The organism is Paenibacillus harenae DSM 16969 (assembly GCF_000422465.1).
GTDB lineage: Bacteria > Bacillota > Bacilli > Paenibacillales > Paenibacillaceae > Pristimantibacillus > Pristimantibacillus harenae.
The window spans coordinates 932,422-957,526 of the sequence record NZ_KE383843.1; the positions used below are offsets into that span (position 1 = coordinate 932,422).

General features: G+C 52.6%; 23 protein-coding genes and 2 pseudogenes. 10 read left to right on the forward strand and 15 right to left on the reverse strand.

What is annotated here, in order from left to right; all coding sequences use genetic code 11:
- Nucleotides 1–120: 120 nt before the first annotated feature.
- The gene (sspI, locus tag H581_RS0123770; protein ID WP_028612195.1) at nt 121–354 is read left to right on the forward strand and encodes a small acid-soluble spore protein SspI; all 234 of its coding nucleotides are present in this window, start codon (nt 121–123) and stop codon (nt 352–354) included.
- On the opposite strand, the gene H581_RS0123775 is transcribed toward sspI, so the two are convergent.
- The gene (locus H581_RS0123775; protein ID WP_245600123.1) at nt 348–1,553 is read right to left on the reverse strand and encodes an alpha-D-ribose 1-methylphosphonate 5-triphosphate diphosphatase; all 1,206 of its coding nucleotides are present in this window, start codon (nt 1,551–1,553) and stop codon (nt 348–350) included. The two genes, sspI and H581_RS0123775, sit on opposite strands and share 7 nt — an antisense overlap.
- Nucleotides 1,554–1,785: 232 nt before the next feature.
- Between H581_RS0123775 and H581_RS0123780 the strand changes: the two genes are divergently transcribed.
- Nucleotides 1,786–3,321, forward strand: a complete 1,536-nt coding sequence (locus tag H581_RS0123780; protein ID WP_028612197.1) for a sulfatase family protein — start codon at nt 1,786–1,788, stop codon at nt 3,319–3,321.
- Nucleotides 3,322–3,530: 209 nt separating this feature from the next.
- Here H581_RS0123780 and H581_RS0123785 read toward each other — a convergent pair whose 3' ends face one another.
- Nucleotides 3,531–4,088, reverse strand: a complete 558-nt coding sequence (locus tag H581_RS0123785) for a GbsR/MarR family transcriptional regulator (RefSeq protein WP_028612198.1) — start codon at nt 4,086–4,088, stop codon at nt 3,531–3,533.
- A gap of 239 nt (nt 4,089–4,327) precedes the next feature.
- Between H581_RS0123785 and H581_RS35200 the strand changes: the two genes are divergently transcribed.
- From H581_RS35200 to H581_RS0123800, 3 genes are all read left to right on the forward strand, one after another.
- Complete coding sequence (locus H581_RS35200) at nt 4,328–5,536, forward strand: quaternary amine ABC transporter ATP-binding protein (RefSeq protein ID WP_051251270.1); 1,209 nt, start codon at nt 4,328–4,330, stop codon at nt 5,534–5,536.
- Nucleotides 5,523–6,359 carry an ABC transporter permease gene (locus H581_RS0123795; protein WP_028612199.1) on the forward strand — a complete coding sequence of 279 codons (837 nt, stop codon included), beginning with the start codon at nt 5,523–5,525 and terminating at the stop codon, nt 6,357–6,359. The genes H581_RS35200 and H581_RS0123795 overlap by 14 nt, the downstream gene beginning before the upstream one ends.
- A gap of 119 nt (nt 6,360–6,478) precedes the next feature.
- Entirely contained in the window at nt 6,479–7,345 is an 867-nt protein-coding gene (locus tag H581_RS0123800; RefSeq protein ID WP_342663443.1) for a glycine betaine ABC transporter substrate-binding protein, read from the forward strand.
- Nucleotides 7,346–7,455: 110 nt separating this feature from the next.
- On the opposite strand, the pseudogene H581_RS37390 reads toward H581_RS0123800, so the two are convergent.
- Together H581_RS37390 and H581_RS37395 are read right to left on the reverse strand one after the other, a co-directional pair.
- Nucleotides 7,456–7,548 (reverse strand): annotated as a pseudogene (locus tag H581_RS37390) (zinc ribbon domain-containing protein); the annotation flags it as partial.
- 194 nt (nt 7,549–7,742) lie between these two features.
- A pseudogene (locus H581_RS37395) lies at nt 7,743–8,340 on the reverse strand (transposase); the annotation flags it as partial.
- A gap of 231 nt (nt 8,341–8,571) precedes the next feature.
- Between H581_RS37395 and H581_RS0123815 the strand changes: the two are divergent.
- Nucleotides 8,572–9,363: a DUF2935 domain-containing protein gene (locus H581_RS0123815; protein WP_028612203.1), complete on the forward strand. Its 792-nt coding sequence runs from the start codon at nt 8,572–8,574 to the stop codon at nt 9,361–9,363.
- Between the two features lie 74 nt (nt 9,364–9,437).
- Here H581_RS0123815 and H581_RS37400 read toward each other — a convergent pair whose 3' ends face one another.
- Entirely contained in the window at nt 9,438–9,830 is a 393-nt protein-coding gene (locus H581_RS37400; protein WP_211231496.1) for a YmaF family protein, read from the reverse strand.
- Nucleotides 9,831–10,071: 241 nt separating this feature from the next.
- Between H581_RS37400 and yjcZ the strand changes: the two genes are divergently transcribed.
- Complete coding sequence (yjcZ, locus tag H581_RS39080; protein WP_084134742.1) at nt 10,072–10,179, forward strand: sporulation protein YjcZ; 108 nt, start codon at nt 10,072–10,074, stop codon at nt 10,177–10,179.
- 276 nt (nt 10,180–10,455) lie between these two features.
- Here yjcZ and H581_RS0123830 read toward each other — a convergent pair whose 3' ends face one another.
- From H581_RS0123830 to H581_RS0123865, 8 genes are all read right to left on the reverse strand, one after another.
- A complete protein-coding gene (locus H581_RS0123830) occupies nt 10,456–11,556 on the reverse strand; it encodes a Gfo/Idh/MocA family protein (protein ID WP_028612205.1) in 1,101 nt (366 codons plus the stop codon).
- Between the two features lie 54 nt (nt 11,557–11,610).
- Entirely contained in the window at nt 11,611–12,333 is a 723-nt protein-coding gene (locus H581_RS0123835; protein WP_028612206.1) for a ThuA domain-containing protein, read from the reverse strand.
- Between the two features lie 39 nt (nt 12,334–12,372).
- Nucleotides 12,373–13,536: a Gfo/Idh/MocA family protein gene (locus H581_RS0123840; protein WP_028612207.1), complete on the reverse strand. Its 1,164-nt coding sequence runs from the start codon at nt 13,534–13,536 to the stop codon at nt 12,373–12,375.
- Between the two features lie 21 nt (nt 13,537–13,557).
- Complete coding sequence (locus H581_RS0123845) at nt 13,558–14,568, reverse strand: LacI family DNA-binding transcriptional regulator (protein ID WP_028612208.1); 1,011 nt, start codon at nt 14,566–14,568, stop codon at nt 13,558–13,560.
- Nucleotides 14,569–14,804: 236 nt separating this feature from the next.
- Entirely contained in the window at nt 14,805–15,872 is a 1,068-nt protein-coding gene (locus H581_RS0123850) for an undecaprenyldiphospho-muramoylpentapeptide beta-N-acetylglucosaminyltransferase (RefSeq protein ID WP_028612209.1), read from the reverse strand.
- A 219-nt stretch (nt 15,873–16,091) separates the two neighbouring features.
- A complete protein-coding gene (locus H581_RS0123855) occupies nt 16,092–17,678 on the reverse strand; it encodes a peptide chain release factor 3 (protein ID WP_028612210.1) in 1,587 nt (528 codons plus the stop codon).
- A 39-nt stretch (nt 17,679–17,717) separates the two neighbouring features.
- The gene (gene zwf / locus H581_RS0123860; protein ID WP_028612211.1) at nt 17,718–19,274 is read right to left on the reverse strand and encodes a glucose-6-phosphate dehydrogenase; all 1,557 of its coding nucleotides are present in this window, start codon (nt 19,272–19,274) and stop codon (nt 17,718–17,720) included.
- 133 nt (nt 19,275–19,407) lie between these two features.
- Nucleotides 19,408–20,253 carry a YwmB family TATA-box binding protein gene (locus tag H581_RS0123865; protein ID WP_028612212.1) on the reverse strand — a complete coding sequence of 282 codons (846 nt, stop codon included), beginning with the start codon at nt 20,251–20,253 and terminating at the stop codon, nt 19,408–19,410.
- A 118-nt stretch (nt 20,254–20,371) separates the two neighbouring features.
- Between H581_RS0123865 and H581_RS0123870 the strand changes: the two genes are divergently transcribed.
- Together H581_RS0123870 and H581_RS0123875 are read left to right on the forward strand one after the other, a co-directional pair.
- Nucleotides 20,372–20,737: a hypothetical protein gene (locus H581_RS0123870; protein ID WP_028612213.1), complete on the forward strand. Its 366-nt coding sequence runs from the start codon at nt 20,372–20,374 to the stop codon at nt 20,735–20,737.
- Nucleotides 20,738–21,020: 283 nt separating this feature from the next.
- Entirely contained in the window at nt 21,021–21,803 is a 783-nt protein-coding gene (locus tag H581_RS0123875) for a hypothetical protein (RefSeq protein ID WP_028612214.1), read from the forward strand.
- Between the two features lie 401 nt (nt 21,804–22,204).
- Here H581_RS0123875 and H581_RS36665 read toward each other — a convergent pair whose 3' ends face one another.
- Nucleotides 22,205–23,749: a molybdopterin molybdotransferase MoeA gene (locus H581_RS36665; RefSeq protein WP_084134743.1), complete on the reverse strand. Its 1,545-nt coding sequence runs from the start codon at nt 23,747–23,749 to the stop codon at nt 22,205–22,207.
- Between the two features lie 112 nt (nt 23,750–23,861).
- Between H581_RS36665 and mobB the strand changes: the two genes are divergently transcribed.
- Nucleotides 23,862–24,377, forward strand: coding sequence for a molybdopterin-guanine dinucleotide biosynthesis protein B (mobB, locus tag H581_RS0123885; protein ID WP_028612216.1), 516 nt, complete (start codon nt 23,862–23,864; stop codon nt 24,375–24,377).
- A gap of 14 nt (nt 24,378–24,391) precedes the next feature.
- On the opposite strand, the gene H581_RS0123890 is transcribed toward mobB, so the two are convergent.
- Nucleotides 24,392–25,039 (reverse strand): response regulator, encoded by a 648-nt coding sequence (locus H581_RS0123890; RefSeq protein WP_028612217.1) that lies wholly within the window; start codon nt 25,037–25,039, stop codon nt 24,392–24,394.
- Nucleotides 25,040–25,105 lie beyond the last annotated feature (66 nt).

Consider the following 25,105-nt stretch of genomic DNA (forward strand, 5'->3'; position numbering starts at 1 on the left):
CCTGCAAAATAACTGCCGCGCTCTTCTCACAGTATACCACAGCCTCCTCCATTGGATGAAAAAGGCATATGCCGGACATAGTAAACAAGTAATTCCGAATGCGACAGGAGGTTATTTAGATTGAACACTGTTGATTTGCGTCAAGCCATCGTCATGCGCGTACAAAATAATACCGCACAAGAGCTGACAGAGGTTATTGAAGATTCGGTCGGCGCAGACGAGCAAACTTTGCCAGGTCTCGGCGTGCTATTCGAAATGATATGGCAGCATTCCAGCGAGCCGGAGCAAAACCGGATGGTCGATTCGCTGTATAAGCATCTTCACCATTCCGAGCACGCCAACCCGTCTCAATAGCGCACGGAAGCCGTATAGACAAGCCTGCCGCCGACAATCGTATTCGTTACCCAAGGCAGATTGTCAAAATGATCGACGATGACGAGGTCGGCCGCTTTGCCCTGCTCGATGGAGCCAAGCTCGCGGTCCGCGCCCAGTGCCTGGGCGGGATGGAGCGTCGCCATGCGGACAGCAGCCGGCAAAGCGGCCGTTCCTTCATCAGCAAGCTTAAATATGGCAGCCAGCATGGATGATGGATGGTAATCCGAGCACAAAATATCCGCTGCGCCGGCTGTAATCGCATCGACCGCCCGTAAATTTTTGTCATGCGATACGCCTCTCACCACATTCGGAGCTCCCACGCATACGCGCAATCCCCTTTTCACCGCATGCTTCGCCGTTTCCAGATTTATCGGGAATTCGCACACGGACACGCCGTACGAAGCCGACTCCTCCACTTTATCCGCCGAATCGTCGTCATGCGAAGCAACAGCTATGCCGCGTTCTGCCGCAAGCCTGCCGAGCCGCGCCAACTCTTTCCTATCCACCTGCTGCCTCCGCAGGATCAAATTATCCACAATCGCACGAACCTCGTCTGAATTAACGCCTTGATTTTTCATCACATAACGTTCGAAAGAGCCTGGCTCGCGATATTGGCCTTGCCCCGGCGAATGATCCATAAACGATAAATAATCGATCGCGTTCTCGTTCAAATATTGTTCCACAATCGGCATGCCGGCCAAATGCGATACCTCGAACCGCAAATGAATCCGGTTGCGTATCATCGACCGTCTGCTTCGGTAGCTGCGGATATGGTCAACCATCCCGGTCAGCAAATGATCGCCCCGCAAGCTGAGCCCCACGCCAAGCGATAACGAATGATACATTGTCGTAATACCGTGGACCGGCAGCTTCCGCTCGAATTCCAGCAGCGCCATATTTAGCGGAAACAGCGTATTCGGGCGCGGCTGCACTTCCTTCTCAATCGCGTCGCAATGGATATCGATCAAGCCTGGCAATACATAACGCTGCTTCGCATCGATTACCGCAGCGTCCGGATGCAGACGCAGCCATTCCCGTATGCCGGAAGCATCGCGAAGCACCGCATCGATCCGGCCCTCCTTCAAGGCAACGGCAGCCTCCGCGGTCTGCTCCGGCAGCACCGCCTTCCCATTCATCACGATCATAGGTTCATGATTCAACTCCATGTGATCACCCATCGGCCCGGTCGTCCCCTCATCCACTCATTTTATAGATAAAGCTTACCATATTCCGGTTGTGAAAATCATTCGCGTGCGGAAGAAAACATCAGGATTTGGCTGCCTGCCTTATTGCGGTTTAAGAATAATTCCCCTGCACCTATACCTGACAAAATGGCAAAAAAGCCCCACGCCGCGCTATTCCAGAACGCAAGCTGCGGCGTTATCCTTAAAGGAAGGAGGCGATGAACCAGTGAAGAAACCGAACATTTTGCTCATTACGAGCGACCAGCAGCATTGGAACACAATCGGAGCATTCCAAAGCGAATTACGCACGCCAAATCTGGACCGGCTGGTTCGCGAAGGAACTGCTTTCTCCAGAGCTTATTGCCCGAATCCTACTTGTACGCCGAGCCGCTCATCGATCATTACCGGCATGTATCCGAGCCAGCACGGCGCATGGACGCTCGGAACCAAGCTGCTCGAGGACCGGCACTGCGTCGGCGACGATTTCACGGCTGACGGCTGCCGGACGGCCTTAATCGGCAAAGCCCACTTTCAACCTCTTCGCTCTACGGACGAATATCCATCCATGGAGGCATATCCGATGCTGCAGGATTTGGACCTGTGGCGCCTCTTCGAAGGACCTTTCTACGGCTTCGAGCATGTAGAACTCGCTCGCAACCATACGAACGAGAGCCATGTCGGCCAGCATTACGCATTGTGGATGGAAGAGAAGGGCTGCAAGAACTGGCGGGATTATTTCCTGCCGCCGACCGGCACGATGGATCCCGGCGCAACCTACAAATGGCCGATTCCCGAGGAATATCACTACAACACCTGGATCGCGGAACGGTCGGGGGCGCTGCTAGAGCAATATGCCGAGGACGGCGACAGCTTCTTCCTGTGGTCGAGCTTCTTCGATCCTCATCCGGAATATTTAGTGCCGGAGCCTTGGGATACGATGTACGATCCCGAGCAGTTGACCATTCCGCAATTGACGCCTGGCGAGCATGACCGCAATCCGCCCCATTTTGGCAAGACGCAGGAGGAGCAGCCCGATTTCTCCGGCCTGCTCGAATCCGGATACGGCGTTCACGGCTATCGCTCCCACCTGTACTACGAATACGGCAACAAATTTAAGCTAACGGATGACGACCGGAAGAAGCTCGTCGCCGTCTACTATGGCATGATCAGTATGATGGACAAGTACATCGGACGCATTCTCGATAAGCTTGACGAGCTCGGACTCGCGGACAACACGATCGTGGTGTTCACCTCCGACCATGGCCATTTCTTCGGTCAACACGGCCTGCAGGCGAAGGGCGGCTTTCATTACGAGGACTTGATCCGGATTCCGTTTATCGTGAGGTACCCGGGCCATGTGCCCGCTGGCGTTCAATCCGGCGCGATCCAATCGCTCGTCGATCTCGCCCCCACCTTGCTGTCCTACCGCGGAATCCCGGTTCCGCACGGCATGACGGGCGTGAATCAGCGCGAGGTATGGGAAGGAACCAAGCCGCAGGCACGCGATCATGCCATCGTTGAATTCCGCCATGAACCGACGACCATTCATCAGAAAACGTACGTTAACGACCGGTACAAAATTACGGTGTACTTCAACCAAACCTACGGCGAGCTCTTCGATCTGCGCGACGACCCGCATGAGCTTCATAATTTGTGGGACGACCCCGACAGCGCGAATTTGAAAACAACGCTGCTGCTGAAGTATGTCTGGGCTGAGCTCGGAAAAGAGCCGATGCCGATGCCGCGTATCTGGCACGCCTGAATGAACAAACAGACCTCCGCCGCAGCTTGTGCGGCATGGAGGTTTTCTTTTTAACTCTCAAGCCGTATGCCTAAATTATGCACCGTATGATTGTCATAAAGACGGTCGGAAGCCGACCGACGCTGAAATAAGGTTCCACGGCAATAGGCGATTCGGACAAAAAGAAGCCGCAAGGTTATGATGATCTCCCCCTGCAGCTTCGCCTTCCGCTATTCTTCTTTCGGAATAAATCGATAAATATTTCCGGTCTCGAAAGAATCAATTAAACGATCCAGCCACTTATAATAATTCAGAGCCTCGTCAATTTTCGCCGCATCGCTCTCCAGCACCTGCAGAAAAGCCGAATCTCCGGCATACTGCTCCTTTAGAACCTCAATTTCCTTCAAGGACCGGCCTAAGGCGGCCATATTCTGCTCCACCGCTTTTCTCCATTTAATAGAGAAGAAATCGGCAAAGTTTTGATGCCAATCCGGCACCACCTCATACAAATCCTTCCTTGAGCCCTTGCCCCATACTTTATTTATCATCTTAAGATCATGAAGCGTGCGCATGCCTGTGCTCATCGACGTCTTGCTCATTCCCATCGTCTCGCTCATCTCATCGAGCGTCACCGGCTCCTGATTAAAATACATATTTCCGTATAAATGGCCGATCGAAAGCGTTATGCCGTACAAATCCATGTTTTTGCCAATCGATTCGATAACTCGCCTGCGCGTGTTACTCAGCTTTGTACGCTGTTCCTCTGTTAATACTTCAAGTTCATCCATTTCGTTCCTCCTGAGGAGTGTCGTTTCCCCCTAAATCCTACAACAAGTATTGTAAACAAATATTTCTCCATATGTAAAGACAGGTTTTGGTATGAAAAAGGGAGTTATCAGGAGTATACGGTACGTAAAGTTCGTAAAGTTACAACTGTACAAAGTATATAAAGGCTCACGGCTTTTGACGTTTACAAAGATAACCAACTACACTTATAAAGTCGAAATATTCCACAAGGGGGCATAACATGGCGATTATAGAAGCCAAGAGGCTGACCAAAATTTTCGGATCCGATCCGAAAAAGGCGATCCCGCTGCTGGATAAAGGATGGTCAAAAGAAAAGATTTTCGCGGACACGAAGCTGACGGTTGGGGTCAACCAAGCTGACTTCGCGATAGAAGAAGGACAAATCTTTGTCATTATGGGCTTGTCCGGCAGCGGCAAGTCGACGCTCGTGCGTCTGCTTAACCGCCTGATTGAGCCTACATTAGGACAAGTCTTGTTCAATGGGACGGACGTGCTCCGCATGTCGCCCGAGCAGCTTAGAAAGTTCAGAAGGAAGAACGTAGGCATGGTATTTCAGAAATTCGCGCTGTTTCCGCACCGCACCGTCCTTCAGAACATTGAGTACGGACTCGAGGTGCAAGGGATCGACAAGAAGAAACGCAGGGAAATGGCGATGAGCTCCTTGGAGCTGGTCGGGCTAACGGGTTGGGAGAACAGCTACCCCGATCAATTAAGCGGAGGCATGCAGCAGCGCGTAGGACTTGCGAGGGGGCTCGCCAACGATCCGGATGTTCTGCTTATGGATGAAGCGTTCAGCGCGCTTGACCCGCTGATCCGCAAGGATATGCAGGACGAACTGCTGGAGCTGCAATCCAAAATGAAAAAAACAATCGTCTTCATTACGCATGATTTGAATGAGGCGCTGCGAATCGGCGATCAAATCGCCTTAATGAAGGACGGCGCGATCGTTCAGATTGGCACGCCTGAGGAAATATTAATGCAGCCGGCCAACAAATACGTCGAACGTTTCGTCGAAGACGTGGACTTGTCCAAGGTGCTTACCGCAGCGCATGTCATGGTAAAGGCCGAGACGATAACGATGGAGAAGGGTCCGCGCGTAGCCTTGCAGTTTATGAGGGACCGCGGCATTTCCAGTCTTTATGTGGTCGACAAAGGCATGAGGCTGATTGGCATCGTAACCGCGGAGGATGCATCGAACGCCATCAAGAATGGCGTCAGACTTGATGAAGCGATAATCAAGGACGCTCCTTCCGTTCAACCGGATACGCTGCTTCACGAATTGTTTGAATTAATGAGCAATTCCAGGCTGCCGATCAGCGTCATCGATCCGAACGGACGTCTGAAGGGCGTCGTGATCAAAGGCGCCGTCCTCGCGGCATTAGCCGGAAGTACGGGGATAGGGACAGGTGAACAGCATGAATCTGCCTAAAATTCCGCTCGCGGACTGGATCGATTGGCTGGAAACATGGCTGAAAGCCCACTTTGATCCTTTCTTTCAAATCATCCGATTGGTTGTTGGCGAAACGGTTAATGGACTTGATGTTTTTTTGAATTGGTTTCCGCCGCTTATTCTTGTTTTATTGTTTACCGCAATCGCATGGTTTATCGGCAAATGGAAGATGGCGCTGTTCACCTTCGTCGGTCTGCTCATCATTGAAAATCTTGGTTTATGGAGCCAGACGATGCAGACATTGGCGCTTGTGCTGACCGCAGCATTCATATCCGTACTCATTGGCGTACCCGTCGGCATCCTGTGCGCCCGCAGCAGCGGCGTGCAAAAAATCGTAACGCCGGTGCTCGATTTCATGCAGACGATGCCGGCATTCGTCTACCTGCTTCCGGCCGTCACCTTCTTCTCCCTCGGTGTTGTTCCGGGCGTCATCTCCTCCATTATTTTTGCGATACCGCCAACGATTCGTTTAACGAATCTCGGTATCCGCCAGGTTCCCGCCGAGCTGGTCGAAGCGGCAGACGCGTTCGGTTCAACGCCGACACAGAAGCTATTCAAGCTGCAGCTTCCGATCGCAATGCCCACCATTATGGCGGGCATCAACCAGACGATCATGCTGTCGCTGTCGATGGTCGTTATCGCTTCCATGATCGGGGCGCAAGGCGTGGGCGCTTACGTATATCGCGCCGTTACGCAGGGCAATACGGGCGTCGGCTTTGAAGCAGGACTAGCCATTGTCATATTGGCTATTATTCTCGACCGGTTGACCCAACAGGTCATTCGCAATAACAAAGCAGCCTAAAGGCATGCATTATAAGTAGAAGCGTAAGCTTCCGAAGCTATTTTTTGCTTCGTAAAAAAATTTAAGCGTATGCTTCCGAAGCTATTTTTTGCTTCGCAAAAAATTGAAGGAGTGATATTTTGAAATCTTACAAAATGAAACTGATTGCAGCAGCTATTATGGTGGTCGCCTTGTTGGCGGGATGTTCTTCCTCTAACGGAGCGGAAAGCAAAAAAGTAACCTTGGCCTATGTCGCTTGGGATTCCGAAATTGCCAGCACGCACGTGGTGAAGGAAGTATTGGAACAGAAGCTCAATTATGAAGTGGAATTGATGCAGGTTGACGCCGGACCGATGTGGGCCGGCGTATCCGACGGCAGCGCCGACGCTATGGTAGCCGCTTGGCTGCCGACGACTCATGCTTCCTACGTAGAGAAATACGACGGGAAGTACGACGATCTGGGACCTAACCTGGAAGGAACCAAAATCGGCCTCGTTGTTCCGCAATATATGGACATTAACAGTATTGAAGATTTAAACGATGCGTTAGGCGAATCGGTAGATTATACGATTATCGGCATCGAGCCTGGCGCCGGCCTCATGATGTCCACGGAGAAGGTTTTGGACGAATACGCCCTGCGTGATAAGTGGACGCTGCTCGAAAGCTCCTCCGCCGCAATGACTCAAGAGCTGGAGAAGGCGTACGAGAATGAGGAGCCTGTCATTGTGACCGGCTGGACACCGCACTGGAAATTCGCCAAGATGGAGCTGAAATATCTCGAGGATCCAAAAAACGTCTACGGCGGCGACGAGCAAATTCATACGATTGCCCGCAAAGGACTGAACGACGACCAGCCGGAAGCTTACGCTTTTCTCGACAAGTTCAACTGGACGCCGGACGATATGGCGACCGTTATGATTCAAATTCAGGAAGGCAAAACGCCTGAAGACGCGGCAAAAGAATGGGTCGAGCAAAACGCGGATAAAGTGGATGCTTGGTTAAATTGATCTACCCCCACCTAAACACTAACGCGTTTTGAGGTGACGGATTCCTGGGTAAGCCCCTCCCAATGGCAGGTAGTTTGACCAGGCTAGCTCCGCGGTTGAAACCTTGACGCTCACATCAAGGCTAGGAGGCGTAATCCTTCTTTCAAAATGTTTTTGGCTGCATTTTGATCGCGGTCATGGTGCGTTCCGCATGCGGGGCACTTTCAAGGAAAATCGATTCATCCCCTCCCTAAAAAGCTGCTCGTTTTGGAAGGAGGCCGCTGAAGAACTTGCGTTTTTCTTCTCTGGTAAGTCAGTCAAAATGAAAAAAGGCATCCAATCCCATGCATCAGGGAGATGGATGCCTTTTTCTTCTGCTTTAGTGACTTCTTTTTCTGGAATTGTCAGACTGTTAGCTTCAATATCGCTTGAGATTCACAGCAAATATGGTCATTGCTCCTTGCATTTCCATGCCAAGTAGACCCGAGGATGTGGCGACATCATACCCGTGTCTATGTTTGAGTTCGCTATTCTTGGCTTCGATTTTGTAGCGCTCTCTCGACTTAGCTTTGAAATACTCCGAATCTTGGAACGCCATTTGTCCCGAGTGTTCATTTGATGTAATCGTCACCGGGTAGGTCTTACTTGCGGATCCATCATAACAGCCTTCTTTGAGCGGACAACTCTTGCATACTTCTACATTAAAATAATAAGTATCCCTCTGGTTTTTGCCTCGTTCTTTTCTGCCCTGATGCGCCTTGCTGAACACCATACTGTCCAGCAGGGCATACATACATGCCGGCATCTTTGTTAAACAGAAATTCGTCCTCTTTCTTTCGTCCGCCTTGGGTTGTTTGCGGATTTAGTTTAGCGACAAGCTCAATTTCGTTGTTTTGCGTATATAAAATATTATCTTTTTCAGAGTAAGCTGTATCACCGATGACGGTGTTCACTTGCACGCCAGCCGTTTTGCTTTTCTCTATGAGTGCCTGCAATTGTTTGCCGTCATACTTTTCAGTGGCCTCCCGAAAGGTTAGCGGGCTTTTTTTCATTTCTCCGGAGAGAAAAATATCTGCAATGATTAAATCTACGGCTACGAAGTCACGACACGTTCCCCTTTGCTTTCTCTTTCTTTTTCGGCGGGTCCTCTAAAGGGACATTGCGAAGTGAAAATTTTAACATATGTTATTGCTAACCCTAATATGCTTTATTGAATAATTCGAATTCGAGAAGGGGGGGGGACAAAGTTGTCAAATGAGTTTGTTGTGCGATCACTAGATGAAATCCGCTTTTGGTCGCGTATTATGAAAGAGCATTCACTCTTTCTTAAATTAGGTTTTCGTTGTGAGGATACTCAATTAATTACGGAAGCAAATCAGTTTTTTGCCGTTTTTGAAGGAATAGAAAGAAGGTCTCATGCTTTCACAATCTCAGCAGATCCAGAGCAAATCAAAAGATTTAATTCTGAAGTTCACAACGCGGTTTCCCATATATGGGCGTTCAAAAGAAAAGTATTAGGTCTGATATTAAGTTGTCAGATGCCGGGAGCGAATAATTTCCCTTTGTTGGTTGATCACGTAAGTAGAGAGGCGTTTTATTTCAGAAACCGTCTAGAAGAACTTAATACTGGTAAATTAGAACCCCTGCCTGATGCTATCATTGATGAAAATGTATTTTTCTTAAGAATTATGGCTGACCATGCCAAGTTCATTGGACATTTGCTTGATCCGTCTGAAAGGCAATTAGTCGAACAAGCACGTAATTTTAGTCATGACTTCGATCAATTGCTATTTCAAGCAAAGGATTTAGAATCTATGCGTCCTCAATCTCAAACCGCTCCTCTTCTTGACCAATTCCTAGACCAAAATCGAGTATCGGTAAAATCACTTCGGGATTTCAAACAGATAGCAAGGGATTTGATTGAGGCATGCCGTATAAAAAGTATCATTCATCCATTATTAGCAGATCACGTATTTCGCGAAGCTGAAAGGTTCCTTTTTATTATCGATATGTTTGAAAGGAGCTTGACCAAGAAATAACAAAGATTCCTTATATGGAAAAAAAGGACATTCTACTCATTATTGTAGAATGTCCTTTATATTTAGTGAATTTTTTACATACTACTAACTTCATTGCCTGTTCGCCCACTATAGGCATGTGAATGGGGTTGAGTTCCATTAATAGTGGTATATCCTTCAAATAAATGATAGTGTCCTCCACTAGGAAGAGCGATGGCTGGACCGGTCGTACCTTGAATAAGGTGGGTATGGCCGTGATTAAGTGAGGTAACGGTTTGATATCCATGTACATGAGGAACCCCGGTTGGAGCAGGAGCGGTCCAACTCGCATATTGATGAGAATGACCGTCATCAATGGATGTTTGACCGGAAAAGGCATGAATATGTACTGGGTTGCCATTCCAAGACGTTATATACAGCTTATGAGAATGATGGATATCGTCATCTTCGGAAGATCCCATTACAAACCCGGAAACAGGAATTTTCATTATTTGCTCCCTTTCTAAATAGATTGAGTACGATATTAGTCTATGAAGAACCATGTTTGTCAGGAAACGGCAAAAGCCCAATTTGATAACAAAGCTGAGGCTTTCATCACTTTATCTTTTAAATGTTACTGTTAGGGCTAAAGTCATTGTTAAAATATCTTTGTAACAAACACCCAGTCATAAAGAAACAGTCATGCATAACTTGAAATGTATCCTATAAACGTAGGGAGGTGCTTTGAGAATGTCAGGTTATGTTGGTGGCGCCTTTACTAATACGGGTACAATCCTGGTGCTTTTTATTTTATTAGTGATTATAGCTTGTAGTTGTATGGGTTTCGGCAAATATTAAAGTGAAATCTTCTATCGACGATTCCCGATAATTAGAATTATTTCCTACTAACACCTCTCCTAATGGGCCCATTCTATGGGCCTTTTATGTGTATGAATTAATCAAAATATCTTCATTTCGAACAATATAAAGGACTGTCATTAACATAGGGTATCACCATCGTAGCTGATAGTTGTTATCATGATGTTTAGATGCACAAAATCCAGTTAGCTAAAACAAAAACAGCCTGCCGGGAAACGTCAAACGTCTCCTTGGCAGGCTGTTCTCATATCCTATCTAATCCAAGCAGTAAGGCTGCAGGCCAAGCGGCAGCGGCGCCGGACGTTCACAGGTGCTCTTCATGACGTAATGAACGCCCTGCTCCGAGGCGTCATGGAAGCCGTGCATCGCTTCCAGCACGTGATAAGCGAGCTCGCCGTTCGCGCGGTGCTTGCGTCCGGTTTGAATCGCTTTGGCCATGTCGGCGGCGCCGACTCCCCGCGCGTTCTCCGTATATCCGTATGCAAGCGGAATGTCGGACCACTCCTTCGACCCAGCCCGGCAAATTCGAATCGCGCCGCCGAAGCCGTTCGGATCCGGCACAAGCAGCGTGCCTGCGCTGCCGTATACTTCGATGCGCGGCAGCGTCGAACCGCCCTTCACGTCGAAGCTGGTTAACAGCGTGCCGATTGGGCCGGAGGCAAAATCCATGACGCCTGCGATATGCGTCGGCACCTCCACCTGAACTTTTTGCCCATATTTCGGCTTACTCGTAATGGTGCGCTCCGGATAAGAAATGCGGGCGGAACCGGTTACGCGCGTAATGGGCCCGAGCATGGCGACAAGCGCCGTCAAATAATAAGGCCCCATATCGAACATCGGGCCGCCGCCCTTCTGGTAATAAAACTCCGGCGCCGGATGCCAGGATTCGTGGCCGCCCCCGACCATAAAAGCGGTGGCGCCGATTGGCGTGCCGATCCAGCCGTCCTCAAGCAGCTTGATGCTGGTCTGGATGCCGCCGCCCAGAAACGTATCGGGCGCACTTCCGACTAGAAGACCTTTCTTCTCCGCCAGCGAAAGCACCTCCTGCGCTTCCTCGCGGGTGACCGCGAACGGCTTCTCCACGTATACATGCTTACCCGCTTCCAGCGCTCTTAGGCAAACGGAGGCGTGAGCCTGCGGGATCGTCAAATTGATAATCAACTGAACTTCCGGATCGGCAAGCAACTCGTCCACCGAGCAGCCCCGTACGCCGAATTCCTCGCCTCTTGCTTTTGCGCGGTCTACGTCCAAGTCCGCGCAAGCTACAACCTGAAGCGCGTCAAACCGATTGCCGTTCTCGAAATAAATGCCGCTAATATTACCCGTGCCGATAATGCCTGCTTTTATTTTTTCCATGTTCGCGTTTCCCTCGTCCCATTTCCTAATATGATGATCGCTTCATTCCGCTTGCTACAGCTGATTATCCGCCATTCCGCTATATGCCGCTTCGCCGGCTCCGGCTGCCGCGGCAAGTGATTTGCCTTCCGCACACCATAAGAAGCCGCGCCGCATAAGCTCCTTCACGGTCGGGATATCGATGATGTCCGCATGATGGCCAAGCGAATTATAATAGACCCGCCCTACTCCCCACCGTTTCGTCCATACAACCGGCATATCCACCGCTTTGTTAAGGGAATGCGGCCCCGGTGTCACCGGAAATCGAGTCGTCGCAAGCACTTCGACCGCCGGATCGACGTGCAGGTAATACTGCTCGGAACGTACGGTGAAATCATCGATCCCTTCCGTAAGCGGACTCGAGGAATAGCCGATGTTCACGGTGTATTCAACGCCGTCGTTGCCCGGATGCGCCACCCACTGGCCGCCGGTCATAAACTGCCAATCCACATTCTCACGGAACGCGTCGCACATGCCGCCATGGCAGCCCGCGAGCCCTACTCCGCTTTGTACCGCGGCCGATACGTTATCGACCAGCTTCTGATCGATTCGAGCCATCGTCCATACCGGCACGATCAAATCGAGTCCCTTCAGCTTCTCCGCGTCCGCGAACGCTTCGAGCGTATCGGATACTTCAACTTCGAAGCCCTCGCCGGTCAGCACCTGACGGAAAATGTCAGCGACCTCCTTCGGCTCATGGCCGTCCCAACCGCCCCACACGATTAATGCTTTTTTCATTGCCGCTACCGTCCTCTCTACTGCCCGATTTTAAACCTGTTACGCTAATTCGCTGATAGCGACCCAGCGCCGCTCTTCGATCGAACGCTCCACCGCCTCCAGCACCTCCTGACACTTGACGCCGTCCACGAAATTCGGAACCGGCTGGCGATCCTCAGCGAACGCCTGCATCAGCTCATGCACCTCATGCGTGAACGTATGCTCGTACCCGATCGTATGTCCCGCCGGCCACCAAGCATCCATATAGGCATGCGGCGGATCCGTCGCAAGCACGCGGCGGAAGCCCTGAACATCCTCTGCATCGTCGGTGAAATAAACTTGAAGCTCATTCATCCGCTCAAAATCAAACTTGATGCTGCCCTTGCTGCCGTTAATTTCAAAGCTGTTCGTGCAGCGATGTCCGGCTGCGAAGCGAGTCGCCTCGAAGCTGCCCAGCGCGCCGTTCGCAAACCGCGTCATAAACAGCGTCGCGTCATCAACGGTAACCTCGCCGCGCGGCGCATCGTCGCTGCCTTTCGCGCTAAGTCCCGTCATCGCCGATGCGATCGGACGCTCCTTAATGAACGTCTCGCTCATCCCGATAACCTCGTCGAACTCGCCGACAAGGTAGCGGGCCATATCGATCAAATGCGCGCCCAGGTCGCCATGAGAGCCGGAGCCCGCAATTTCCTTCTGCAAGCGCCATACGAGCGGGAAGCTCGGATCGATGATCCAGTCCTGCAGGAACACGGTGCGGAAATGGAAAATCTTGCCGATACGTCCGTCCTCTACAAGCTTCTTCGCCAGCTGTACCGCCGGCGCGAAGCGGTAGTTGAACCCGACCATATGCTTGACGCCTGCTTTCTCCGCCGCCTCGAGCATTTCGCGCGAATCGGCCAGCGTCAGCGCAAGGGGCTTCTCGCAGAACAAATGCTTGCCCGCAGCCGCAGCGGCCAGCGCAATCTCTTTATGCGCGTCGCTCGGCGCGTTAATATCGATCAGATCAATATCGTCGCGAGCCACAAGCCGCTGCCAATCCGTCTCCGAGCTTTCCCAGCCGAACTGAGCGCGTGCCTGTTCAAGTCCCACCGGGTCGCGGCCGCAGATCGCCTTCATCTCCGGCTTGACGGAATTCGGGAAAAACATCGGAAGCGCGCGATACGCATTGCTGTGCGCCTTTCCCATAAATTTATAGCCGACCATACCTACTCTTACTTTATCCATTGAACAGCCCACTCTCCTTATTTAAGATGTTTCCCTTCGGATGAAGCTGACCGGCAGCACGGCAATTTCCGCCTGCGCCCTTTGCTCTGCATCGAGCAGCTTCGCGGCAGCCAAGCTTCCCATCTCATAGAAGGGAACGGCTACCGTTGACAGCCGCGGACTAATGATACGGGACCCGTCCGAATCATCATAACCGACCAGCGCATAATGCTCTCCGGGTTCAAGTCCCCGCTCGCGCAGTCCCTGCATCAGTCCGAACGCCATCCGGTCGTTCGCGCAAAATACCGCATCGATGCCGCCTCCGCGAATCCGCCGGGCAATCGGCTCTGCCAGCTCCTGGCCGCTTTTTCGGCTGTAGTTGCCGACGTAGACCAGCTCTTCCTCGCAGCTGATGCCTGCATCCGCCAGCGCCGCGCGATAACCTTCCAGCCGGTCAGCGCTGTTGGAATATTGCTCCGGACCGTTCACGAAAGCCACCCTGAGCTTGCCCTGCTCCAACAAATGCCGAACCGCCGCCTTGCTGCCGGCAAAATGATCCGCGTCGACCGTCTCGTACCTTTCATCGTCGTAACGCTGGTTGACAAGGCAGAACGGATAACCTCCCGCCTTGAGCTCCGCAAGCGCGGATCTCTCCTCCGGCACGTTCTCCGAGCCGAGGACGATGCAGGCGTCGATCTTATGCGTCCGGAACAGCTTGGCGTAATCCCTTGCCCCGTCCGGCTCCCTGAAGATGAGCAGCAGGTCATAACCGCAGCGCTTTGCCGTCTCTCCGATCCCGCTTAAAATTTCCGAGAAATAATAGGTCGAGAACAAATGCACCTTTGGCACGAATGGCAGAATAACGCCGATATTCCCGCTCCTCCGCCGGGCGAATTGCTGCGCAAGCGCGTTCGGGACGTAACCCAGCTCGGCTGCCGCCTGCAGGACGCGCTCGCGCGTCTCGTCTTTCATCGGTCCGACGTTGTTCAATACCCTGGACACGGTAGCCTCCGATACGCCGGCCAGCTTCGCTACTTCTTTCCTGCTAATGATCGATTGCCTCCTGAAAAGCGATTATTCTGTGGTGTCGTCACTTTTTATGTACACGCGTACATTATGGCATGAAAACGTTTTATCGTCAACAAGCAGAATCGCCTCTACAAGTTTTTTTTTATGCTTATTTTTGCAAGCCGCTTCTTGACTTGGTTTAGGAGGCTAACTTGTCCTAAAGTAAAGCGGCCGCCTCGGACGGAAACATAAAGTCCTAGACTGCCGCTGATGAATGAATCCTATTTCTTCGCAATCTCGTTTATCCAGTCATATACGGCGTTCAGAGCATTTACGTCTCCGCTCCGGCTCATCCGGTCAATGAAGGCTTCACGATTATCGTATACATGCAGGACCCCTTGGATCAAGCTGTCGGCAGTCAAGTTTTCTTCATACAAGACGTCGGCATAACCGGACTTCTCGAACGATTGCGCGTTCAAAATTTGGTCGCCCCTGCTTTGCTCCTTCGTAAGCGGAATAAGCAGCATCGGCTTCTTCAGCTCCAGAAACTCGAAGATCGAGTTAGAACCGGCACGGGAGACGACGAAGTCCGCCATCGCGAGCATATCCGGCAGCTGTTCGTTAACATACTCGAACTGCTTGTAACCAGGCGTCGTAATGACCGGGTCCACTTGTTTTTTACCGCATAAATGCACGATTTGGAACTGCTTGGCCAGACGGGTGAGCGCCTGCCGGACCGTTTGGTTAATTTTGCGGGAGCCAAGGCTGCCGCCCATAACCAGAATGACAGGCTTGCTTCGGGTAAAGCCGCAGTACGCCCTGCCGCGGTCGGCATTGCCCTGCTTCACTTCCTCGCGGATTACCGCCCCCACATGCCGGGATTTATCGGCCTTCAGCATCTGGACCGTTTCAGGAAACGTTGTGCATACGCCGGTTGCGAACGGAATGGAAATCCGGTTCGCCAGCCCCGGGGTCAGATCCGATTCATGAATGAGCAGCGGAACCTTATTTAACCAAGCCCCGATAACGACCGGAACGGAAACAAAGCCGCCTTTCGAAAAAATAACATTCGGTTTATTCGTTCTGATCAGCCGATAAGCCTGGAACAGTCCCTTGACGACCTTGAACGGGTCCTTCACGTTCTGGATATCCATGTACCTTCTCAGCTTGCCGGTTGAAATCGGATAATAGTTCACTTCCGGAATCGTCGCGACGAGCTGCCGCTCAATTCCGCTCTCCGAGCCGATATATTGAACCGACCAACCTTCTTCCAGAAACCTGGGAATGAGGGCCAGATTAACGGTAACATGACCGGCTGAGCCTCCCCCGGTGAACATAATTGTTTTCATCGATGCCTAGCCACCTATTCATCTATTATCCATTTATTATACGAGTAAAGATTTATTTTAGCACTATGCCTGCTGACGCGCTCCCCTATCCAAGCAGAAACGGCTGCCGGCGTCCTGTTTAAGTGCTAAACTTATACATTCTTTTTCAAAAAAAGCATCCCCGCTGCAAGCGAAACTTCGCTTTGAGCTGAGGATGCTTGCGTCCTGCCGCCGCCCGGATTAAGGCGCGGTTTCCAAAAACTTGGATGTCGGATTTTTGTCCATCGCCGTCCGCATCGCGTACTCGTTCTCAAATAGAACGACATAATTGCCCTTCTTGTCTTTCACGAGCGTCGTATTGATCCGGAACTTACCCGGGTCGATCTTATCGTCGACGATCCAACGGGCGAATTGAAACTGCATCCGGTGAAGCTGGATGTCTACGCCGTACTCCGCCTTCATCCGGTGCTCGAACACCTCGAACTGCAAATGCCCGACTACGCCGAGTATCGTCTCGTCGAAGTTGCCCGTGGAATAAAACACCTGTATCGTGCCTTCCTCCGTGAGCTGATCAAGCCCCTTCTGGTACTGCTTATGCTTCAGCGCGTTCTTAACCGTCACTTTCGCAAATATTTCCGGCGAGAACGTTGGAAGCTCATCGAATACGACCTCCGCTCCTTGCGATAAAGAATCCCCGATCCGGAATATGCCTGGATCAAACAATCCGATAATATCCCCCGGATAAGCGGTATCGACGATGTCGCGGTCCTGTGCAAGAAACTGCTGCGGCTGGGCCAGCTTGATATCCTTGCCGTTGCGCACATGCCGAACGCTCATCCCGCGTTCGAAACGGCCGGAGCAAATGCGAAGGAATGCGATCCGGTCGCGGTGCGCCGGATTCATGTTCGCTTGAATTTTGAACACGTAGCCGCTGAATTTCTCGTTCGTCGGCTCCACTACGCCTGTCGTACTCATCCGCGACGTCGGTTTCGGCGCAAGCTGCAGGAAGTTCTCAAGGAACGTCTGAACGCCGAAGTTGTTAACCGCGCTCCCGAAAAATACCGGCGTCAGCTCTCCTGCCCGCACCTTCTCGAGGTCGAACGGGTCGCCGGCTACATCCAGCAGCTCTATATCCTGAGTAAGCTGATCCGTCAGATAGTCGCCCGCCATCTCGCGGATGATCGGATCGTTATAACCGCTCACGGGGCGAACCTCAATCGTCGAATGATCGTTGCCCTGGAACAGCTCGACCTGATTTTTCATCCGGTCGTATACGCCGCACAGCTCGCGGCCCATGCCGATCGGCCAATTCATCGGCACCGAGCGGATGCCGAGCACCCGCTCCAGCTCCTCCATGAGCTCGAACGGGCTTTGCCCTTCGCGGTCCAGCTTATTAATAAACGTAAAGATCGGAATGCCGCGCTTGCGGCAGACCTGGAACAGCTTGATCGTCTGCGCCTCGACGCCCTTGGCGACGTCGATCAGCATGACCGCGCTGTCCGCCGCGGTCAACGTGCGGTAGGTGTCCTCGCTGAAGTCCTGGTGGCCGGGGGTATCCAGAATATTGACGCGATGCCCCAAATAGTCGAATTGCATTACGCTCGACGTAACGGAGATACCGCGCTGCTTCTCGATTTCCATCCAGTCGGATGTCGCGTGGCGGCTTGCTTTCCGGGCTTTGACCGACCCCGCAAGCCGAATGGCACCCCCGAATAGGAGGAGCTTCTCGGTCAGCGTCGTTTTTCCAGCGTCAGGGTGGGAGATAATGGCGAATGTGCGCCTCTTGTCTACTTCCTGTTTAATTTCTTCACTTAGCTTTTGGCTCATGCTTGCCTTCCCTTCATTGTACAGAGCATTCGTCAGCGCTTATTTGCCGCTGTTCGACACCCAAATCACGTTATCTTCCTCTTGTCCGTTCACCGGCCACCATTGGAAACCATCCTCGGCCAGCAGCTCGTTCGCTGCATCCGGCCCCCAAGAGCCCGCCGGATAATGCTTCAAATCATTTTTGTCCTCGCGCCATGCTTGCGCGATACGGTCAACGAACGACCATGCTTGGGATACCTCATCCCAGCGGGTGAAATAGGTGGAATCGCCGCGCGCGGCATCGTGAATCAGACGCTCATACGCTTCAGGCGTGTTAATGCCGATCTGGCAGCTTTGGCAGAATTCCATTGCTACCGGTTGAACGGAATTGTTCTCTCCCGGCGTTTTGGCGTTCACTTTAATATAGATGCCCTCAAGCGGATTGACGCGAATAACGAGCAGGTTCGGCGCCAGGTCATGGCGCTGCGCGAACAAGACGTTCTGCGGCATGGACTTGAATTCGATGACGACCTCGGTCGTCTTTACCGGAAGGCGCTTGCCGGTCCGGATATAGAACGGCACGCCGGCCCAGCGGAAATTATCGACGAATACCTTCGCCGCGAAATACGTTTCCGTCGTCGATTCCTCGTTCACCGATTCCTCCTGGCGGTAGCCCGGAAGCTCTTTTCCTTTGTAGCTGCCTTCGCTGTATTGTCCGCGGACGACCTTCGAACGCACATCTTCGCTCGACGCGTAGTTGCGAAGCGACCGAAGCACCTTCACCTTCTCGTCGCGGATATCCTCGCCATGCAGACGGCTTGGCGGCTCCATCGCAATCATGGTCAGCATTTGCAGCATATGATTTTGACCCATGTCGCGCAAAGCGCCTGACTTATCGTAATAACCTCCGCGGTCTTCCACCCCAACCGTTTCCGACAGCGTAATTTGAACATTGGCAATATGGTTATTATTCCATAACGGCTCAAAAAAAGCATTGGCAAAACGGATCACTTGTATATTTTGAACCATTTCCTTGCCCAGGTAGTGGTCGATCCTGAAAATTTCTTCTTCCTTAAACACCTGATTGATTTGCTCGTTCAGCTTCTGTGCGGAAGGAAGATCATAACCGAACGGCTTCTCGATGACGACGCGGTGCCAGCCGCTTGACTCCAATAGGCCGCCGTCTCGAAGATTGAACGAAACCGGTCCGAACAGAGACGGCGCAAGCGCCAAATAAAATAAACGGTTGCCCGGAATATTATACTTTGCATCCAGCTGATCGGACAGAAGACTCAGCTTGCGGAATCCTTCCACATCGTTAATGTCGAGTGACATATAGACGAAATGCTCCGCAAAACGGTTCCACAGCTCGGAATCGTCCGCTTTGTAACGGCAAAATTCAACAATCGATTCGTACAAGTCCGCACGGAACTGCTCATTCGTCCGGGGACGGCGGGCCAGGCCGACGACTGCAAAGTTTTCCGACAGCTTGCCATCTTTATATAAACTGAATAGGGCAGGAAACAACTTGCGTCTTGCCAGATCGCCTGTTGCGCCAAACAGATAATAAACTGCGCCCTCTGCGGAGACGGATTCCATATTGTTCATATAGGTCATTTGCCTCATTCTTTCCTATGTATTTTAGACAGCTTTACATGGTATGTAGTTTAACATATTCATCCTCAATTCGCTATTCAACGTACCATAAAAAACGAATAAAGAACGCGGCTAATTCTAATCCCGGCACGTTTCATTTCCCTTCCCCGCCGGCGCTGCCGGTGCTGTAATCCCCTGTTATGACAGGGACTCCAATCGAAATTGCGGTGCGGTCGGAATGCGTCTCTTTATGCAGGGCGATTTGCAAGTTCGCCGTTTTCCCGCTTCCGGCGTCGATGCTCGAACGAAGCATCCCGGTGTAGAAGGTTTCGCTTATCGTCCCCCCGTCCTCATAACGGTCAATGGGTTTGGCGTTCGCCAGCTTCATGATCTGACGGATTGGCTGATCGCTGTCGCTTTCCGAATAACCCTGCGCCTTCAAGCTGCTCGAGAAAGCTGCGCCGCTCTGTACAAGCTCCCCCGATATCGAAGCTGCTGCATCGAGAAGTACACTCCGATCTAGCTCCATGGACTCCCCCGTCTCCAGCAGCAGCATGAGCTGTTCCCCACCGTCTTCCTCCGACGCGAGGCTGAGTGAAATTCGTCCGCCGTATTCCGGCACCGTCCCCGTTACCGTTCTGCCTTCATTTTGCACGAGTTTGTCCAATGCCCTTCCCTTCTCATCCGTAAATAGCTTCTGTATCAGCTCCGTCATCAGCCCGGTCTTCCCCGTCACATTCCAGCGGATCGTCCAATCCGCGGCCTTCGAGCCGCCGATGAGCTGCTCGTCGCTCCATATCCATAAAGTATGCAAATCATGGCGAAGCGTTTGCTCCGCATTTGTCGCCCCGTCCGGCTCATTCCTCGCATCTATGATCCCCCAAGCCGCTCCGAGCAAAATAACGAGCAAAGCGAGCGATATGCCGGCTTTCGTACGTTTAGCGCGCTGCTGATCGGTCAGTTTTTTGCGCATAGGCATCGTTTCCTTTGGATTGTACATGAATATACTCTCCTATTCTCATGGAATGGGTGAACATCCATACACGTTTGCCTGTAGGTGAATACACTGATGGCAGGACTGAATTTGTTCATATCTTTCAGGAGGTGTCACCGGTCAAATGGAACCTATTTATCCGTTACGCGAAGATGTCATTCATCAATTTTGCGGTATGCCGGTTTGCGTTATCATGAATGACGGCACTCGTCATGTAGGCATACTGAGCTCCTGCCGAAATGGCAAAGTGCTGCTGAACGCGGAGACGAGCGGCGGAGCAGAGGCGGTGCTGGCCAAGGTCCAGCCGCAGGCTGTTAAGAAGAAAAAAGGCGCCAAAGGCAAGAAAGGATCGGACTTGAACACCGAGAAGGCCCATACGCAAGCCTATCTTGATGATCCGTATTATTACGGCCCTGGGTCATATTACCCGTGGGGCGGCGCGCTGGCGCTTGACTTGGCTCTGATTGCGTTCCTGTTCCTCTTGCTCTAACAAGGGTAAACGGCGGTTTTGTAAAACGGCCGGCGCTTCGCAGGAACCGTTAGCCGTATCATGCTGTCGTTCAGTAATCATTCGGAATTGCAGCTCGTCCGCGGCGGAATATAAGCCTTATATGATTAGTAAATGAAATGGTGCGGCAATGCTTAGATAAAGCGGAGCCGCTTTTTTTCCGTGAAGAAGGCTGCGGGAAAAGCTTGTAGCGACAAGTTTCGTCAGCCTTTTTATCCGTCCTGTAGTATGCTTCGGCTACTATTCGATTGAGAGGAGCATGTCTATGACCTCATCCGTCCGCTCGATTCGCGGCATCGAACGAACAGCAGTTTACTCGCCCGTACAGGCATCCGGCCCGTTCGCTCATTATCCACATCGGGGAGGAGAGCCGCAGCTGCCTCCCGATGATTACCGTGACTTGCACCGGACCTACCGGCAAGCTGCCGGCAGCGCGGCGGAATGGCTTCAGGCAGCAGGGCAGGCGCAGCGGGAGATGAACGAGCTAATTGGGGAGCTTAGCCGCAAGCTTCGGGAAGGCATCCCTGCCGATGAGAGCTTGCAAAAGCTTGCAGATACGCTGAACCGCCTGGAGTCGGCTTATCGGATGCATGCCCCTGCTCTGAAGCCAGAGCTATGGACCGCTGTCGTGCTTGCGTTGCGTCACCCCGCATCCGAAGCGCTAGACCTGCACCGCAGTAAGGCGGACGGGGCATGGATTTTCGGTGCGGCAACCGCAATCCCGGAGCAAAGTCGAGAGTCCGGATTAAGCCAAGAGAATAGCCGCGTTCAGAGTTGGGATCTGAAACAAAGCCAAGGGCTGAATTCGCGTCTGGAGCAATGTCAAGATCATGGATTGAGCAGTAATCTTATCAAGCGGCTCATGCTTGGCGCAGACGGCATGCTAAACGGATTAAAGCTTGCCTTGACGTACGGCGGTCAATTGAAAGCTCTTGATCTGGTGCAGCCCCGTTTTGCCGATACGCTGCCTTACACTGTTTATTACGGTGCAATGCAGAGCAACCGGCCTCTCCCTTATACCGGCCTGATTTTGAATCGATACGTTTGACGAAGGAAGCTTTAAAGAACCGGCCACTGTCAGCTATAAAGTGTTTTCTACAATAACTTTGCTCCGTTACTCGTCATTGGCGCGCTATCCTGTATATTCAGCAATAAAGGAACGGTTTCGCGATTATACAGCCAAATATGAGAAATTTTGCTTGATGGAGTCCATCATAGCTCATATGCCGCGCTTTACTGAACTTTCAAAATGTATAGATTCCAGTTATAGCGAGGCTTGTCGCGATAGCTCCTAGGACTCCTTCTTATTGTAATACTATTCGGCTGCAGCACGCATTTCCCTTCCAAATCGGAATAAAAATCCCGGAATCCGTCACTGAGCAGGTCCATAATCACCATTGCAGCGCGGAAAATCGATGTCCCATAGACCCGAAGCCGGCTGTATTCGTCTTACGGTAGCAATAGAACCTCTACCATCTCGCCTTTACCGGCGCCGCATGACCCGGACGGGATGACGGCAAGCCCGTCGGATTCGGCGATGGAGGCCATCATGCTTGATTTGGAGAAGGCAAGCGGATCGGCGCCGATACGTCCATCCGGCTGATAAAGCAGACGGGTGCGGACATACCGGTCGTGGGGACAAGGCTTATCAACGGCAGTGAGCAACTGCGCGTTAACCACTTTCGGTAAGGCTTCCCGGATGCCCTGTATCCGCAGCAGAGCCGGCCGTACGAACAGCTCGAACCCGACAAAGCAAGCTCCCGGGTTGCCGGACAGCGCGAACAGCAGCTTCCCTTCCAGCACGGCTGCCGACGTCGGACTTCCCGGCCGCATCGCCACGCGGTCAAAAAGCACACGGCTTGTCCGCTGTATACTGGGAAACGTGCCAGTATTCTGATGAACGGCGTGCTCATCGGCATACGTGCCAGTATTCTGATGAACGACGTGCTCATCGGCATACGTGCCAGTATTCTGATAATCGTCTTGCTTATTGGAATTCGCGCTGTGCGTGCCGTTAAGTTGGATGTTGTCTTCGGGCGGTTTCCGCTTACTTTCATCTATCCGATTCTGCCCTCGCTCCACGCTCGTCCAGCCTCCGTTCTTGATGGAGCGGAGAATGTCTGCCATGACATCGAAGTCTCCAACGGAGACCCCGCCGGTCGTAACGATCAGGTCGGCGTCATCCCACACGCGGGCCAGCGAAGCCGCGATCGCGTCCGGATCGTCGGGCAGCGTGCCGCATAATATCGGCTCGGCGCCGCTTTGCTCGATCATGGCCGCGACCATCCAGCTGTTGCTGTCGCGGATCCGGCCCGGCGCAAGCGGCGCCGCAACCGGCAGCAATTCGCTGCCGGTCGCGTACACCGCGACGCGCGGGCGCCGCTGCACCGGCACATCGGCATAGCCGAATGTGCCGAGCAGCGCGACATGGCCCGGCCGCACAAGCGTGCCGGCCGGGGCCAAAACGCTCCCAAGGCGAAATTCCTCGCCTTGGGGCGCAATGTTCTGGCCGGGCCGGCCGGCGTGCTTAATCAGCACCGCCGCCGAACCATCGGCCAGAATCGCTTCCGCGGTCTGCTCGAGCATGACGACCGCGTCCGCTCCCGCAGGCACAGCCGCGCCGGTCATAATGCGCGCGGCCGTGCCCGCTTCAACGTTCGCCAGGGCGATTCCGCCCGCCGCGACCGAATCAACGACGCGCAGCGTCGCCGGCTGCTCCGGCGACGCCTGCGCCACATCTGCCGCGCGCACGGCGTAGCCGTCGAGCCCCGAGCGCGCGAAGGGCGGCCAGTCGCTTGACGCGTGCAGCGTCTGCGCAAGCCTGCGGCCGCCGCACTCGCGCAGCGGGACCAGCTCGCTGCCGCAGCGCAGTCCGTCCGCAGCCGCAAGCACCCGCTGCTGCGCCTCTACCACCTTCACCGCCCGCCGGTTGAATCGGCCGGACTGCCCTGTTCCTATCTGTTCAGACACAAAATAAACCTCCCGTTGCAGCATGCAGTTGTTTCTTCGCCTGCCAAGCTATTTATCAACTATTTTACTATGTATGGTAAACTAAAACCAAACGAATTCAGCATCAATTTCATCTCATTCGGTGAAGGAGAACCCTATGCAGCGAGCAGACAGCCACACTCCGCTTATTTTCCAAATCGTTGGATACAAAAATACCGGCAAAACCACGTTGGTTTGCCGGCTGACGGAATGTTTCAAACAAGCGGGTTATAAGGTTGGCACGATTAAGCGCGATGCGCATGATTTTCAGATCGACACGCCTGGAACCGACACATGGAAGCATCAGAAGGCCGGCGCCGACTATACGGCCATCACCTCGGCAGCTCGTACCGCGATCATGAAGCAGCACGAAGAGCCTCTCGAGCAATTAATCTCGCATATGCGGGATGCGGATGTCATTCTCATAGAGGGCTTCAAAGGGGCCGGATATCCTAAAATCATCATGATTCGGTCGGCCGGCGACCTCGAACTGCTGCAAGCCGTATCCCGCCCGATTGCCGCCGCCGTATGGCCGGATGCCTTGCCGGATATCGTTCAGAGACTGACCGTACCTGCGATCGGAATCGATCAGATCGGCCAGATTTACCAGTTGGTTTTATCCTTGGCAGATTGATTGGTTCATGCTCGCTAATCGGCAATCCCCTGCTTGAGCGCGTAGATCGCTGCTTGCGTGCGGTCCTCCACCTCAAGCTTGTTGAAAATATTCGTAATATGGAACTTCACCGTCTTCACGCCGATGAACAGTTCGTCGGCGATCTCCTGATTCGAGCGCCCCTGCGCTACGCGCCTCAGCACTTCCATCTCGCGGTCCGTCAAATCCTCATGAAGCGGAGCTTGCTCCTGCTTCGGCTGACGGAACCGGTTCATCATTTTCGCCGCCACCTGCGACTCCAGCACGGACTGCCCTCTGGCAGCAGCCCGAATCGCGTCCGCGATCTCGGTTGCTCGCGACGTCTTCAGCAAATAGCTGAACGCGCCCGCTTCAATAACCGGATACAGCTTGCTGTCATCCAGATAGCTTGTCAATACGATGACTTTACAATCCGGATATAGCTCAAGCAGCTTGGCTGTCGTCTCGACTCCGTCCATGCCGTCCATTACCAAATCCATAAGTACAACGTCAGGTTTGTAAGCCTGCGCTAACCGGATGCCGTCCATCCCGTTGCTGGCTTCCCCGACAACCTCTATGCCTTCCTCCGTATCCAGCACTGCCGCAAGTCCGATGCGCACCATTTCATGATCATCGACAAGCAGTACTTTTACAGGCTGACCCAATTGCTCAATCGCCTCCACGCCTTACACCGCCCCTAATATATTCTTTCCGATTCATCGGTCATATAC